Annotated in this window: 11 protein-coding genes and 1 tRNA gene; 2 read left to right on the forward strand and 10 right to left on the reverse strand. The window is 62.6% G+C overall.

The annotated features are described in order from the left end of the window. Positions 1–98: 98 nt before the first annotated feature. Entirely contained in the window at positions 99–704 is a 606-nt protein-coding gene (locus JYA52_RS11140) for an ANTAR domain-containing response regulator (RefSeq protein WP_205653241.1), read from the reverse strand. A gap of 207 nt (positions 705–911) precedes the next feature. Here JYA52_RS11140 and JYA52_RS11145 point away from each other — a divergent pair. Continuing rightward, positions 912–993 (forward strand) — tRNA-Leu (locus tag JYA52_RS11145). 869 nt (positions 994–1,862) lie between these two features. On the opposite strand, the gene JYA52_RS11150 is transcribed toward JYA52_RS11145, so the two are convergent. From JYA52_RS11150 to JYA52_RS11175, 6 genes are all read right to left on the reverse strand, one after another. Next, positions 1,863–2,870: an acetylxylan esterase gene (locus JYA52_RS11150; RefSeq protein ID WP_205653242.1), complete on the reverse strand. Its 1,008-nt coding sequence runs from the start codon at positions 2,868–2,870 to the stop codon at positions 1,863–1,865. A gap of 32 nt (positions 2,871–2,902) precedes the next feature. After that, positions 2,903–5,206 carry an exo-beta-d-1,3/1,6-glucosidase gene (locus JYA52_RS11155; protein ID WP_205653243.1) on the reverse strand — a complete coding sequence of 768 codons (2,304 nt, stop codon included), beginning with the start codon at positions 5,204–5,206 and terminating at the stop codon, positions 2,903–2,905. A 36-nt stretch (positions 5,207–5,242) separates the two neighbouring features. Next, positions 5,243–7,600: an alpha-L-rhamnosidase-related protein gene (locus JYA52_RS22945; protein WP_205653244.1), complete on the reverse strand. Its 2,358-nt coding sequence runs from the start codon at positions 7,598–7,600 to the stop codon at positions 5,243–5,245. A gap of 105 nt (positions 7,601–7,705) precedes the next feature. Next, positions 7,706–8,971, reverse strand: coding sequence for an ABC transporter substrate-binding protein (locus JYA52_RS11165; RefSeq protein WP_205653245.1), 1,266 nt, complete (start codon positions 8,969–8,971; stop codon positions 7,706–7,708). Between the two features lie 83 nt (positions 8,972–9,054). Further along, positions 9,055–9,873, reverse strand: coding sequence for a carbohydrate ABC transporter permease (locus JYA52_RS11170; protein WP_205653246.1), 819 nt, complete (start codon positions 9,871–9,873; stop codon positions 9,055–9,057). Next, positions 9,870–10,832 carry a carbohydrate ABC transporter permease gene (locus JYA52_RS11175; RefSeq protein ID WP_205653247.1) on the reverse strand — a complete coding sequence of 321 codons (963 nt, stop codon included), beginning with the start codon at positions 10,830–10,832 and terminating at the stop codon, positions 9,870–9,872. Before JYA52_RS11175 ends, JYA52_RS11170 begins: the two co-directional genes overlap by 4 nt. A gap of 277 nt (positions 10,833–11,109) precedes the next feature. Here JYA52_RS11175 and JYA52_RS11180 point away from each other — a divergent pair, with 277 nt between their 5' ends. Next, the gene (locus JYA52_RS11180; RefSeq protein ID WP_240460207.1) at positions 11,110–12,216 is read left to right on the forward strand and encodes a LacI family DNA-binding transcriptional regulator; all 1,107 of its coding nucleotides are present in this window, start codon (positions 11,110–11,112) and stop codon (positions 12,214–12,216) included. A gap of 67 nt (positions 12,217–12,283) precedes the next feature. On the opposite strand, the gene JYA52_RS11185 is transcribed toward JYA52_RS11180, so the two are convergent. From JYA52_RS11185 to JYA52_RS11195, 3 genes are all read right to left on the reverse strand, one after another. After that, positions 12,284–12,820, reverse strand: a complete 537-nt coding sequence (locus JYA52_RS11185; RefSeq protein ID WP_205653248.1) for a gamma carbonic anhydrase family protein — start codon at positions 12,818–12,820, stop codon at positions 12,284–12,286. Positions 12,821–12,995: 175 nt separating this feature from the next. After that, complete coding sequence (locus JYA52_RS11190) at positions 12,996–13,985, reverse strand: glycerate kinase family protein (protein WP_205653249.1); 990 nt, start codon at positions 13,983–13,985, stop codon at positions 12,996–12,998. Beyond that, the gene (locus tag JYA52_RS11195) at positions 13,982–15,199 is read right to left on the reverse strand and encodes an acetyl-CoA C-acetyltransferase (RefSeq protein ID WP_205653250.1); all 1,218 of its coding nucleotides are present in this window, start codon (positions 15,197–15,199) and stop codon (positions 13,982–13,984) included. The genes JYA52_RS11190 and JYA52_RS11195 overlap by 4 nt, the downstream gene beginning before the upstream one ends. Positions 15,200–15,216 lie beyond the last annotated feature (17 nt).

The raw sequence follows: 15,216 nt of genomic DNA on the forward strand, positions 1-15,216 counted from the left end.
GGACCCTCTCTTTTTGCCGCTTCCTGTGTGAACAAATTCGTGTGAACCAAAAAGGAGGATCCCTGCCGGTTGGCGGGGATCCTCCTTTTCTTCTTTAGCTAGTTGACCTGGTTGATGATGGTCTCAGCCACTTCGCGCATGCTCAGGCGGCGGTCCATGGATGTCTTCTGGATCCAGCGGAAGGCTTCCGGCTCCGTGAGGCCCATCTTGGTGGTCAGGAGGCTCTTGGCGCGTTCCACGAGCTTGCGGGTGGCGAACTGCTCCTGCAGGTCGGTGACCTCGCTTTCGAGGGCCTTGATCTCCTCGTGGCGGGAGAGCGCGATCTCCAGGGCCGGGATGAGGTCTGCCGGGGTGAAGGGCTTCACCACGTAGGCCATGGCGCCGGCGTCGCGGGCGCGCTCCACGAGTTCCTTCTGGCTGAAGGCGGTCAGGAGCACCACGGGGGCGATGCGTGCCTTGACGATCTTCTCGGCTGCGGAGATGCCGTCCATGACGGGCATCTTGACGTCCATGAGGACGAGGTCCGGCTTGAGCTCCTCGGCCAGCTGCACGGCCTTTTCGCCGTTGTCCGCTTCGCCGACAACGTCGTAGCCCTCGCCACGCAGGATTTCGATGATGTCCAGGCGGATGAGGGTTTCGTCTTCAGCGACAATTACGCGGCGCGCCGGCTGGGACGTGGTGTTTGACTCCGTCGGTTCTGACACGGGATCTCCTTGAAAAGGTACGGCGGGAACAGGACTATCTTAGTTGCGCCCCACGGGTGTACTTGGATCTGCATGGCTTGTTGCGGCGGCACTGGCGCGATTCTGGGTTTCAGCCTATCTGCATGTAGAGTAATTCCGCGCACTGGAAGTGGCTGCGTTGCTCACAATCACACTGTGGGCCTACGATTGTTACTCCGTGTACTCCGCGCCCGAGTGGCGGAATTGGCAGACGCGCCGCACTCAAAATGCGGTATCGAAAGGTGTGTGGGTTCGAGTCCCACCTCGGGCACAGTGTTTTCCCTGCTCAGCGGCTTTTTAGCCTCTGAGTGTGCACAAATTGTTCACTTATGGGCCCCTTCGGGGGCCTTTTTCATTGGTGGCCGGTGGTGTGGCCGGTTGCCTCCTTGCCTAGTTGGATCGACGGTTTGTCGTTCGATACCAGTTCATGGGCGTTCATGGATCGGCCAACATGACCCGGGGAATAATTCGGTGCGGCTTTCTTTGCTGCATCGTCGTCGGCTGTTCACCAGGTTCCTCCTCACCGGCTATTGGTGGCTGTTCTGCTTGTTCATGGTGGGTGCGGGGGAGGGTGACATAACTTGCGCCTAACCGGTAGGGAATCGGTGTCGCCGGACGCCCGCAGGCTGTCCGATGCTGCCGACGGCGAGGCAGCGTTGCCCGACGTCGTGGCCCATGATGCTCACCGCCCTTCTTCCATGGATCGAGGGTTTTTCCGTCGATAGCTGTTCATGGTTGCCCTCGGAGTCGACGACATGACGGTGTGGATCTATACCGCGATGTCCCGAAGCGAGTCACTGCTGGCTGGTATTTCATGATTGTTCATTACCGGCCTGTTGGATGACTGCATGATGGAACGGTGAGACGCCGAAGCACTCTTGGCGGATGGGAACTAGTCAGGCTGTGGTGCGGCTCTGTCTTCTGAGGCGACTTGCCTGCAGACGTCCGAAAAGCCACGCCCGCAGGCATGGCCTCTCTTGGCCCAACCTGTCTCGACATCTTCGTTGCGATGCACCAGGGTGTCCATCATTTTGAGGTCCAAGAGTTTCGCGAGCCGCCGTCAGAAAAGAAGGAAACGAACTCTACCCCTACAGTCCGGCAGCTCCCTGCCTGACGTCAGGTTGGGGAGTACTTCCATGCTTACTGGTGTTGACGTAGGCCCAAGGCCCTGGCATTGCTTAGCCCAACGTGGCTGCTGACATGGGATACGGCGTTCCGCCAGTCGCTCATTCCTCCACCTTCATGACCGTTAAATGGCCAGACCTGAATTCGTTTGTCCAGGGATGCGTAGCTGTTGAACGCTGCGTAGACGGTCGACGGTGGGCAGGTGACATCCATTAGCCCGGTTGAGATGTAGAGCGGGGCAGCGGCCCGCCGTGCAAAGAACACCGAGTCGAAGTTGGAAACTGTGTCCATCACAGTCGTGGCCTGTTCGCGGTGAACCTTTAGGAAACGGGCTATTTCAGCGTAGGGTTCCTGATCGGTGATTCTGACCGCGCGGGGAAAGTCGCAGAGGAACGGCACTAGTGCCGCGACTGCGGCAATATCGGGCACAAGGCCTGCAACCGCCAAGGCTAGGCCACCGCCTTGGCTGAATCCAACGACGCTGAGGCGTGATGCATCGACCTGGGGCAGTGTTCGTGCCGCATCGACGGCTCGGACCGCATCGACGATGAGACGCCGGTAATAGTAGTCCTCGCGGTCGAGTATTCCGCGTGTCATCACCCCAGGGTGTGCGGGCCCGGTGGGGCCGTCGTCACCTGTATCGCCGATGGACCACACCGATCCCTGCCCCCGGGTGTCCATCTGAAAGTGCGCGAAACCGCTGGAGGCCCAGAGCAAGGACTCTTCGGGGTAGCCCCGGCCCCCACCGTAGCCGATGAATTCGACAACGGTGGGGAGCGGGCCGCTGCTGCCACGCGGAACCCGTAGCCAGGCTGCAATAGGCTGGCCTCCGAAGCCGGGAAAGCGCACGTCGTAGACGTCCACGGATTTAAGGTCTGTGTTCACGGCGGTAGCCACTGGTGACCAGTCAAAGACCCGGGCTTCGCTGAAGGTCCGGTGCCAGAACTCGTCGAAATCGATGGGTTCCATTCCGGAACCGGTGTATGTGCGCAGTTCCGATTCGGGAAGGTCGAACAAGGCCATTTGGTTTGCTCCTGGTGAAGGGTCTGGGTGGGTCAGCAGGCGATTCGGAACCGTGAATTGAGCATGAGCGGGTCGCGGGAGTGCCGCCCAACGAGAAGTTCAAAGTCGCCGGGCTCGACTTTGCGCTGGCCGTCCTGGTCCACGAGCGAGCAGGAGCGGGCGGCGATGGACAAGTCCACTTCCACCGACTCTCCGGCTGCTACCTGGACCTGGACGAAGGATTTCAGTTCCCGTTCGGCCCACGTCACGCTTGTCACGGTGTCTGCGACATAGACCTGCATCGTTTCTAGCGCAGGACGGGTCCCCGTGTTGGTGAGGGTCACTTTTGCTTCCACCCAATCATCTTCAGTGATGGTTTCTGCGAGTATCCGGAGATCGGTGTAGTCGACGGTGGTGTAGCTCAGGCCCTCTCCAAACGCGAACAGCGGTTCTTGGGAAAGGTCAGCGTAGCGGTCTCCATGCTGGCCGCGGATCTGGTTGTAGTAGACCGGAAGTTGCCCGGCGTGGCGTGCGAAGGAAATGGGCAGCCTTCCGGTCGGCTCGATAAGGCCCAGGACCAATTCCGCGACCGCCTGGCCGCCCTTCATGCCGGGGTTAAAGGCCTCGATAATGGCAGCAGCGTCGAGGACAGACTGGGGCAGGACCGAGGGCTTCGATTGCACGAGTACGACGACGACGGGAACAGCTGTAGCGATGAGGCGTTCGATCAGCTCGATCTGGCCTCCCTGCAGTTCGAGGGTCGCTGTCGATTTGGTTTCGCCGGCAAGGGCTACGGTGTCACCAATAACGGCTACGACGTAGTCGGCGTTTCGGGCTGTGTCGACCGCTTCCTCGAGCATCGCTTCGTTCGTGCCGGCCGCGACGAACATGGGCGGCCTCGGCTGGCCGTCGGCGTACGTGGGGCCGGCGGGGTCCGGCACGAGCTGCCCGATCTCGGCCCCCCTGGCATGGGTGACCGTCCACTCCTCCGGCACCGTGGCCCGGAATCCATCCAGGACGGTGGAGGTCAGGTGCCGTGGGTGCCCGTCGGGCAGCCAGTTGATCTGCCCGGAAGCCCCGGCCCAGTCGCCCAGCTGGGCATGCGGATCATCGGCGTTGGGTCCGATCACGGCAATGGTCCTTGGGGTGCCGGTTGCCGCGGCCCTGTCCGTATCAGACGGGACCAAGCCGCCGTCGAGGGGTAGCGTACCGTCGTTGGTGAGCAGGACGAGGGAGCGTCGGGCCATTTCCAGGTTGACCGCTGCGTGATCGGCCGAGCCGATGACCTTGGCCTGCTGGTCGGCGTCCGGGATCCGTGGATTCTCGAACAGGCCGAGCTCGAATTTCAGGGTGAGGAGGCGGCGAACGGCGTCATCGATCAGGCTCTCATCGAGATCACCGCGGTTGACGGCTTCCTGGGCTCCTTCGAAGAACTGCGGGGTCGTCATGACGAGGTCGTTGCCGGCCTCCACGGCGACGGTTGCGGCGTGGACGTCGTCCTCGCAGACCTTCTGTTCCCACACCATGCGGCCGACGTTGTCCCAGTCGGTGACCAGCGTGCCGGTGAATCCCCACTCGCCCTTGAGGACGTCGTTGAGGAGCCACTTGTTGGCCGTGATGGGAACGCCGTCAATGGCCTGGTAACCGAGCATAAAGGTGCGGCACCCTGCTTCGACTGCTTCCTGGAATGGGGGCAGGAACCACGACCGCAGTTTCCGGCGGCTGATGTCGGCTTCGCTGGCGTCCCGGCCGCCCTGGGTTTCGGAGTAGCCGGCGAAGTGCTTCGCGGTGGCGAGGATGGCGGTGGTGTCGGTGAGCCCGTTTCCCTGATAACCCCGGATCATGGCTTTGCCCAGCGCCCCGATCAGGTGCGGGTCTTCGCCGAAGGTCTCGTTGACCCGGCCCCAGCGCAGGTCCCGGCTGATGCAGAGCACGGGGGAGAAGGTCCAGTGCAGCCCTGTGGAAGCGACTTCGACGGCGGTGGCGCGCGCTCCGCGTTCTACCAGTGCAGGGTCCCAGGTGCTTGCCATGCCCAGCTGCGTTGGGAAGATGGTGGCGCCCGGCCAGAACGAGTGCCCATGAATACAGTCATCCGCCATGAGGAGGGGGATCTGTAAACGGGTGGTGAGCACGAGCTTGCGTGCTTCGACGATGCGTTCCGGGGAAGCATGCAGGAGCGATCCGACCAGTTTTCCAAGCACCAGGTCTTCAAGGTCGCCGCGGGCATCGAGCTGCAGCATCTGGCCCACCTTCTCCTCCAGCGTCATCCTGCCCAGCAGGTCCTCAACCCGCTCCGGGATGGGCACTGCGGGGTTGGTATAAGGGGTGGTGCGGAGGTCGCTCTGCGGAGTGTTCATGGGGTTCTCGTTTCCTGGTTGCTGCGCTGCAGTGCGTCAGAGGGTGAAGGTCAGGGTGCGTTGGTGGGCGTTGACGTGCTCGGTGATTGCGCATGCAGCGTCGGGTAGTTTGAGTCCGAGGGCCAGCGGCGCGGATACTGTCATGTCCCGGCCGGATGGCGTGCGTTTCCATGCCACGGTGACCTGCCCATGGGGGGTGGGGACGCTGCCCTCGGCCCAGTCCAGATCGCTCGGAGCCGGGTAGATGGCAACGCTGGTGAAGCCGGGCGCTGCAGGTGACACGCCGAGGATGTAGCGCGGGAAATGCTGTAACGGCACGCTGCCCCAGGCGTGGCAGTCGCTGCGCAGACTTACCGTGTCTTCTGCCCAGGTGGTGAGGTTCTGCTCCAGCATGTCCTCCCAGGGCCTCCAGTTGACGCTGCCGTGGGCCCCGGCATGCCGGAGGGCATCGAAAAGGTCGAGCGCCGTGGCGTAGGAGCAGGGGGCAAGGTCCTGGTCTGCGACCGCCCTTTGCAGCAGGTCTGCGGCCGCGGCACCCTGCACAGCCCCGGAGAGGACGGCCCACATCTGGGCGTGCACGCTGTGGGGCGCCCCGCGGTCCGTGTCGCGGTAATAGCGTTTTTGCTCGTCCCAGGCAGGCCCGTCGACGACGCAGCGGGTAAGGGCGTCAGCGCGCGCGGCGTACTCGTCGGCGAGTCCTGTCCTTCCGCAAAAATCCGCGATGGATGCCGCTGACTTCAGGGCCGAGATATACATGAACGTGGCTATGGTGTTCGCCCGGCGAGGTCCTAGCTCGGGGACGCCGCGGCTGGCCCGCCATGTTTCAGTCCAGTCAACGAAGTTCCACAGGATCCCGTCGCCCTCTGCGGAAATGACAAAACCGTCCGGGGACAGCCGGTCGGCAAAGTAGCCCAGGACCGCATCGATCCGGCCGATGAACCGTTCGGTGAAGGAACGGTCGCCAACGAAATCGACATGCTCTGCAATCATCCTGATCCAGTAGAGCGAGAAGCCGGGGATGAACTGTGGCTCTACGCTCGGGGACCGGCTCTCCGTTAGCCCAGTCGGGTTCCCTGACGCGGCGAAGTCCTCGATGGCCCGCCTGATGAGACGGTCATCGGCCGACAGGTGCAGTGAAAACAGCGCCTGCGACCGGGTGTCCATGGCGTATTGCAGCTGTTCATAGAACGGGCAGTCCTCGAACGTTTCGTGCATGCAGTTCAGCAAGGTGCGGACGCTGACATCCCACAGCTGACGCTGCACGTCCGACGACGACGCAAACGTGCCGGTGATGTCCAGCGGATAATGCGTCCGGGTGAGTTCCATGGACTGCAGCCGGAGCGGAGAGTCCGTCGTGGTGATCCGGAGCCGCACGTACCGGAATGTTCTGAACCAGAAGGGCGAGAAGACTTCGGGGGTATTCGGGGTGCCGGTCCCCGCCACAAGGTACTGGTCCGGGTCGCCGAAGAGGTCGCCGGTGACGTGGTCGGTGCGGTCTGCCTTGCGCCGGAGCCAGGGTATGTCCGTCGGGGGTTGTTCGTAGCATTCGGCCGCCGTCAGCTGAAGACAGGCACCTTGGCCCGCTTCGACGGCGACGGCCAGGAACGCGGTCATCAGGAACCCGGCATCGACGTCAACGCTGATGTCTGAGTGGGGCGGGATGCCGATGGTTTCGCCGCTCAGCAGCCGGGACCATTCAATTCCCGGATCCGATGTCTTGGTGACGCCGATGAGCGGCATCGGGGTAAGGGTCAGCTGGGGGATGGGCCGGGGTGCGAGGGGCGGCCTGGGGGTTGCGCTGAAGGGCTCCTGGCTGTCCAGGGAGGGGGTCGGCCAGGCGCCGTCATCGAAGCTGCTGGTGAGCCAGTCGTGCTCGCTGGCTGCTCCGTCCAGGGTTTCCTGGATACCCAGGAAGAGGGTGTTGAGCCCTTGATGGAACTGCCGGCCCTTGACCAACCGGCATCTCCAGACCGCCGGCGACGACAGCTCTGTTTCGCCGACAATTCCCCTGACTAGCAGACCGGGCCTGCCGGTGCGTTGGACCGATGCGTTTCCGAGAGATGTCGTTGAGTACGTCAGCACGTCGATCCCGATGATGTTCTCGCCGGCCACAAGGAACGAAGCGATGTCGATGGGATCAGCGAACCAGGTGCGGCCGGACGGCTTGGCGGGGCCGGCGGCAACAAAGGTGCCGTTGACGTGCAGCCGGAACCGCGAGTCGGCGCTGATGTGCAGCCAGGCCGGGGCAGCGCCGGGGGAGTCGACGGTGACGCGGGCACGGAACCGCATGGATGATGCGACGCTGCGGCCGGGCACTCCATCGGTGCCGGTGGGCAGTTCGAACCATGGACCGCCAAGATCCTGCTTCGTGAGGACTTGCTCTGTTTGAACCACTGGGAAACTTTTCATTTCTTATCGACGTGTTCGCGGGGGTTGCCGGTTGGACTCCCGGGGCGTGGAGCGGGGCGGCCATCAATGATGGCCGCCCCGCCACTGGTCCTACTTCAGGGCGCTGGTGAAGGCTTCCTGCATGGAGGTCAGGACGTCCGTCGGGGTCTTGGTGCCGCCGAGCATTTCCTGGATTCCGGTCAGGTGCAGGTTCTGCACCTGGGGTGAGGGCCAGTCAACGTCCGGGAAAGGAACCGTCTTGTTGTCCTCGACGAACGGGACTTCGAGCTTGTTGATGTCGTTTGCCTCAATCACGCCACTGGGTGCCACGCCGAACTTGTCGGCATTCATGGCGCTGCCTTCCTTGCCTGCCAGGAATGCGATGAACTTCTTGGCGCCTTCTGCGTTTTTTGCTTTGGCGTTGACGCCCCAGCCCACGCCCAGTCCGAAGGCCAGCCGGGTATCGGCCGCGGTGTCCGTTGCCGGAATAGGCGCCAGCTGGACCTTGAGCTCAGGATTGGCTTTCGTCATGGAGTTGGCCATTGTGGAAATCTGGATAGCGCCGAGGGCGCGGCCGTCAGCCACCATGGCCGTCTGGTTGTCCACGGAGGTGCCCAGGGCGTCCTTGTTGAAGCAGCCCTTGTCGAACATCTCCTTGTACTTGGTCATGGCGTCCTTCCAGCCGCTGTCCTGGAAGGTGACTTCCTTGTTCAGCTGTTTCTGGTTGAAGTCCGGATCCGTTCCATAGACCTCGGTGGCCGCCAGGGCGTAGGTGACCAGCTGGGTGACCCATTGGGTCTGTGCGCCCAGGGCGTAGGCCACTTTGCCGGCCTTTTGCGCATCGGCGCAGAACGTGAGGACCTCCGGGTAGGTGGTGGGGATCTTCAGGCCGGCGTCCTGGAGGGCCTTGGAGTTGTAAACGCCGCCGAGGGTGTTGGCGGTGGCCACGTCCGTGAACATGTACCGCTTGCCCTCGTAGCTGGTCGGGGACGCCGTGGACTCAGGTTGGCCGGCTGCCCAGCTTTCGCCGGAGAGGTCGGCGAGGTAGCCGTTCTTGGCCAGCGATCGCACGGCGGTGGCGTTTCCGCTGCCTGGGAAGACGTTCAGGACGTCCGTGGCGGTTCCTGCCGAGAGGCGGGTGCCCATCTGCTGGTTGTAGCTGTCCGTCGGGATGATCGTGTATTCGACCGTCTGGTCCGGGTTGAGCTCGTGGAATTTGTCGGCAATGGCCTTCCACTTGTCATCGGAGCCGGAGAGCCGGGCCACCGTGACGGTGCCGCTCGAACTGGCTGCCGGGGCGTTCGAGGAACACCCTGTGAGGGTGATGCCGACGGCGGCTATCGCGCCGATGGCTGTGAGGACTTTCGTGTGACGCATGGTTCTCCCTTGAAGTGCATGGGCTTGGGGTGTGTGGGGGATGGGTGGTGCTGGCCGGGCGGTGACGATGTGTGCGTCTGCGCTCAGCCCTTCAGGCCTCCTGCGAAGCCCTTGATGATGCTGCGCTGCAGGAGGAAGTAGAAGATCAGGAGGGGGATGACGCCGATGATGAGGGCGGCGAAAATGGTTCCCCACTGGTTCACGTACTGTCCGGTGAACGAGTAGATGGCGATCGGGATCGTGTTGGTGCCGCTGCCTGAGAGGTAGAGCAGCGGGGTGAAGAAGTCGTTCCACACGGTGATGGTGTTCAGAATGACGACGGTGCCTGTGATGGGCCGCATCAGCGGGAAGACGACCTGCCAGAACACCCGGAACGGGCTGCCGCCGTCCAAAGTCGCGGCTTCTTCGAAGTCCAGGGGCAAGGACCGCAGGAACTGTACATAGAGGAAGATCGAGAAGGGCATCTGGGATCCGACGTAGATGATCACCAGGCCCCAGATGGATCCGATGAGTTGCAGGTCGCGGAAGGTCGTGTAAAGCGGAATCAGTGCCAGCAGGCCCGGGATCAGCAGCCCTCCGAGGAAGAACGCGAATGCCAGCTTCGACCAGGTCCGGGTGATGCGCGCCAGCGGGTAGGCGGCGGAGGCGCTGATCACGACTATCAGGAACACCGACACCACGGTGATGACGATGTTGTTGATCATTGCCGGGCCGAGGCCTCCGCTGACCCATGCCGTGACAAAGTTGTCGAAGGACGGGTTGGCCACAGGGGCCAGGGACGTCGTTACGCCTCCAGCCTTCAGCGCGGTGTTCAGCAGGACGTAGACGGGGGCGGCGAAGAGGAGAGCCACGAGGATCATGACGACCTCAAGGACGCCCGTTTTGAGGGTGTAGCGCTTCATTTGTCTTCTCCTCGGCGGAGCAGGGTGAACTGGATGAGGGAGGCAACCGCGACGAATGCGGTCAGCACGAGGGTCAGTGCGGTGCTGTATCCGAACAGCTGGAACTGGAAGGCGTCCTTGTATGCGATGGTGCTTAGGCTTTCAGTCGCGCTGCCGGGGCCGCCCTGGGTCATGATCAGTACCTGGTCGAAGAGCTTCAGGCCGCCGATGAGGGACAGCATTAGGTTGATCGTCATCGAAGGCGCGAGTAGAGGCCGCGTGATGTTCCAGAATGTCTTGAAGGATCCGGCCCCGTCGAGGCTTGACGCCTCATAGATGTCCTCGGGGATGCTCTGCAGGCCTGCCAGGAAGATCACCATGGAGTAGCCGGCGAACTGCCAGACAACTACGGAGATGATGGCAGGCAGGGCCAACTGGGCGTTGCCGAGCCAGTCCTGGGCGAGGAAGTCCAGGCCGACTGCCCGGAGTGCGGTGTTCAGCGCTCCCTGCGGGGAGAGGATGTACTGCCATAGGTTGGCGACGACCAGGGGCGTCACGACGGCAGGGGCAAAGAACAGGACGCGGAGCCAGTTGCGGGAACGAATCGCTGAGTTCACACCCAACGCCAGAAGCAGGCCGATGAAGTTCTGAACGACCATGATGCCCACAGCGTAGAAAGCCGTGTTCATAATCGACGCGCCCGCCGCTGAATCCCGGAAGACTTTGAAGAAGTTGTCCAGGCCGACGAAGTTGAACTGTGGCGACAGTCCGTCCCAGTCAGTCAGCGAGTAGAACGCTCCCCGCCAGCTGGGGATCACAACGATCAGCGTGAAGATGGCAAGCGCCGGCAGAAGGAACCACCACGGCGCTCTGGTGCCGGCGCCTACCCGACGTTTGCGGGTCCGGGCGGGCCCGGACCGTGGTGTCGTGGAACGTCCGGGCGCCGCGGTGCGGGGCTCCGCGAGTTCACGTTGCGTCATCGCATTTCCATTCTCTTCGTCGAGGACGTCTCCGTCTTACGGAGGCGAGACCCCCTGCAAGTCTGAATCGTTTCAGACTGACGCTCTAGCCAACGTTCGGCACTTTGCGCTTGTGAGGGGGTCCAGTTCTGTTTTCCAAGTAACACGTTCTACAGGAATTTAAGGGAAAGTCCATTTAGATCGTGTAGTACGTTATACACTTTCTATAGCGTAGATCACAACATGCTGATCTGCCAAGAGGCGTCGGCTTCAGATGCGGTATGAAGGGGTAATCCAAATGAACGCAGCCAAAGGGGGCGCAATGAGCAAGGGCTCCGTCAGCAAACGGCCCACAATTGTGGATGTCGCTGCCCACGCAGGCGTATCCACGGCGGCGGCATCAAAGGTACTTCGAAACGCGTACGGCGTTAGTCCTGAGATGAAGGCCAAGGTTCAAGCCTCTATGAAAGCCCTCGGCTATCGGCCCTTGGCGTCGGCGCGGGGGATGCGTGGACGAACCCACACCGTCGCTGTAGTTGTCGCAGACCTGCACAACGAATTCTCATCGCTGTTGGTTGAAGGCATTCGCCGAGAGTGCGAACGGCAGAGATACCGGCTCTTGGTCGCACCCGCGGGATCCGGCAAAGCTGCCCAGGACCGGATGGTCGAAGACCTGATCGACCGCGGAATGGACGGAATCGTGCTGATCTCCCCGCTCGGGACAGACGCAGAACTTGAAACGATGGCGACAAACACCCCGATCGTGGTGCTGGGCCGGCATGGGGCGAGCCAGGAATTCGACTCAGTCGCCGCCGACGATTTTGCGGGCGCCAATCTGGTTGTGGATCATCTCGTGTCGCTTGGTCATCGGCGGATCACATACATCAACCACACAACAGAGGGCACCAATGATGCCCGACTCCCCGAGGAAGTTCGCGTTCGCGGATATGTCGACGCGATGATCCGTCACGGACTCGGCGATGCGATCGACATCCTCCAGTCGCAATGGAGCCAAGAGGGCGGCGAACAATCGGGAAAGACGATCCTGTCCCGACCACAAAGGCCCACCGCTGTCTTCGCTGGCTGCGACGTCGCAGCTTTCGGGGTGCTGACAGCACTGTGGGAAGCGGGCATCCGTATTCCGGACGAAATCTCGGTGGCTGGATTCGACAACATCTTCACAACATCACTGGCGCCCATCTCGATCACCACTGTCGACCAATCAGGCCTCGACATGGGCGGCACAGCAGGACGGCTACTTCTGGAGCGCATAGGCGGCCGAACCGAGGCCGTGAACACGGTAGTGCAACCAGGCCTGGTGACTCGAAAGACAACGGCGGCACACAATCACTTGACGATCGACGCTGCCTCTGGGCCAGCCCCTAATGTCTCGGCGAAGGTCTAAACCCTGACCGCTATGAACGCTCATCAGTTCATGGCGTCTTTCATCGTCTTTGTTCGGGCAGCGCCTGTCAGGCAGATGGGAGCACCGTCGAGGCACCGCGGTGCTTCTTGGTGAGCTCGGTGTAGGTGATTGCGTTCTGACTGCAGTGTTTGATTTCCTCGGCTGTGAGCTGGCGGCGGACCTTTCCGGGAACGCCTGCTACGAGTGAGCCTGCGGGGACCTCGGTTCCCTCGAGCACCAGCGCTTGGGCTGCAATTAGTGAGCCCGCGCCGATGACGGCGCCGTTCAGGACAGTCGCGTTCATGCCGACGAGAGCACCGTCACCGATGGTGCAGCCGTGCAGTACGGCTCCGTGTCCGACGCTGACGTTGTTGCCGATTTGTGTCGGGTGGCCCGGGTCGGCGTGTACAACAGCGCTGTCTTGGATGTTGCTACCCGCGCCGATGGTGATGTCCTCCATATCGGCCCGTATAACGGCGCCGTAAAAGATCCCTGTGTCGGCACCAATGGCTGCTGAGCCGACGACTGTGGCCGACGGAGCTACCCAGGCTTCGCTGGAGACTGACGGTTTGCGGCCGTCAATGGCAAGGATGTTGGAGGTCATGGTGTCCTACGGTGTGAAGTGGAACGGCGGTGCCTTTCAGTAACCGGGGAGGCACCGCCGTCGTATTACTTGGCTGTCTTCAAGAGCTCATCACCTTTGTCGACATGGAGTTCAGCAAATGGTGCGCAACGGTTCGGGCCGTTGTCTTACTTGATTCGGCCTCGCATTGCCATATTCAAACTCCTGGTTTCCAGAGGCTGCCTGTCGTTACCGTTTCTGCGACGCGGGCTCCTGCGGCCGTCATCGCTGGTCCGTCGCTGGCAGTGATGATATCCGCGAAGTTGCTGGCGTAGCTCCCCAGATCTTCGTGTACTGACCCCACCACCGCATAGACGGGTACGCCGCGGCTGCGGGCTAGTATCCCCGCAATGATCTTGCCTTGGCCTGTTTGGGAGTCGAGTCGGCCTTCGCCGACGATGACTGCTTCACTGGCGGCGATGTGGGTTTCCGCGTCCAGAAGGTCGAGGATGTAGTCCGCGCCGGAGACTAGAGATGCTTCATGCTGCGCCCACATGCCGCCGGCGAAACCACCGGCGGCGCCACTCCGGTCGACGTTGCGGGGGTCCCGTTTAAGGGTTTCGGCGAGTCGCTCAAGCCGCTGTGTGAGGAGCTGTACGGTGGCCGGGTCGGCTCCTTTTTGGGGGCCGAAGATTCGGGCCGCGTCGGAGAATCTGGTGGTGACATCGGACAGGACGACCAGTTGTGCTCCGTGAAGTCCGCCTGCTTCCTCGATGGCAGTGATGGCTCCGGCGCCGCCGTCGGTGGTTGCTGACCCGCCGGCGGCGACAAGAATTTTTCGGGCTCCGCGCCGGACTGCTTCAGCGATCAGGACGCCGGTGCCGTATGTGGTCGCGGCCAAGGGGTCTCGTGTCTGCGTGGTGGGCATGTTCAGGCCGCTGGCGGAGGCCAGTTCCACGATGGCTGTCCCGTTCTGGCTCAGACCGATGACCGCTTTGGTTTCGTCGCCCCAGGGGCCGACGGTGCTGACAGTGAGCGGCTGGGCGTGCAGTCCTTGGAAGATGACGTCGAAGGTTCCCTCGCCGCCGTCCGCGACGGGCATTTCCTGGGCTGTTCCGCCGACGGACCGTATCCCGTTAGCGATGTGGGTTGCGACCTGGGCTGCTGTGTACGTGCCCTTGAAACTGTCGGGCGCGACCAGGATCATGCGGTCTGTTCCGGTGCATACAGGACCATGGCATCGCCCTGCCCGCCTCCGCCACACAGGGCTGCAACTCCACGGCCTGTTCCGCGGCGGCCCAGTTCCAGAGCCGTGTGCAGAACCAGACGGGCCCCGGACGCGCCGATGGGGTGTCCAAGGGCTATCGCACCGCCGTTGGTGTTGATCTTCTCAGCAGGAATGCCCAGGACGGCGGCGCTGGCGAGTGCGACCAGGGCGAAGGCTTCATTGATTTCGATGAGATCGAAATCAGATACTGCCAACCCTGTCTTGGCTGCCGCCTGTTCGATGGCCCGCGCCGGTTGGTGCTGGAGGGTTGAGTCAGGCCCGGCAACGGATGCATAGGAGCCGATCTCGGCCAGCCAGGGGAGGCCAAGTTCTTCAGCCCGGTCGCGGCTCATGAGGATCAGCGCGGCGGCTCCATCCGAGATAGGCGAGGCGGTGGCAGCCGTGATGGTGCCGTCCGGTCCAAAGGCGGGGCGGAGGCCGGCCAACGATTCGGCGGTGGTGTCGGTCCGCACGGATTCGTCGGAGGAGACGGTGAGCACCTGACCCCGGCGCAGCGGTACCTGGACGGGAACGATTTCCTGGTCAAAGGTCCCGTTTTTCTGTGCGTCGGCTGCCCGCTGGTGGCTGAGCGCGGCGTATTCGTCCTGTTGGTGGCGGGTGAATGCTTCCGGGCCTTGGTTCGCGCTGTCGGTCACGGCGCCCATGGACTGGTTGGTGAAATAGTCCCAGAGCCCGTCGTGGTTCATGGAGTCCACCGCGGTGAAGTCACCGTACCGGTTGCCTGTGCGCGATGCCGGCAGCAGGTGCGGGGCTTGGGACATGGATTCCATGCCGCCGGCAATGACCACCTGTGCGTCGCCGGAGCGGATGAGCCGGTCGGCGTCTGCGATTGCGGCCATGCCGGAGAGGCAGACCTTGCTCACGTTCGTTGCCGGGACGCTCATGTCCAGGCCGGCCAGGCTGGCTGCTTGCCGGGCGGGGATCTGACCCGCGCCGGCGGTGAGGACCTGTCCCATGACGACGTGATCGACAATGTCGGCCGGGACGTGGCAGCGGTCCAGTGCCGCCCGGATGGCTGCAGCGCCAAGTTCGGCAGCGGTCAGGGTAGACAAGGAGCCGAGGAATTTGCCGAACGGTGTGCGGGCGCCTCCGATGATGACTGTTCTGTTGCGCGGGTCTGATGTGGGGGTCATGGTGGGGTTGTTCCTGT

The sequence above is a fragment of the Arthrobacter pascens genome, assembly GCF_017052465.1.
GTDB classification, from domain to species: Bacteria; Actinomycetota; Actinomycetes; order Actinomycetales; family Micrococcaceae; genus Arthrobacter; species Arthrobacter pascens.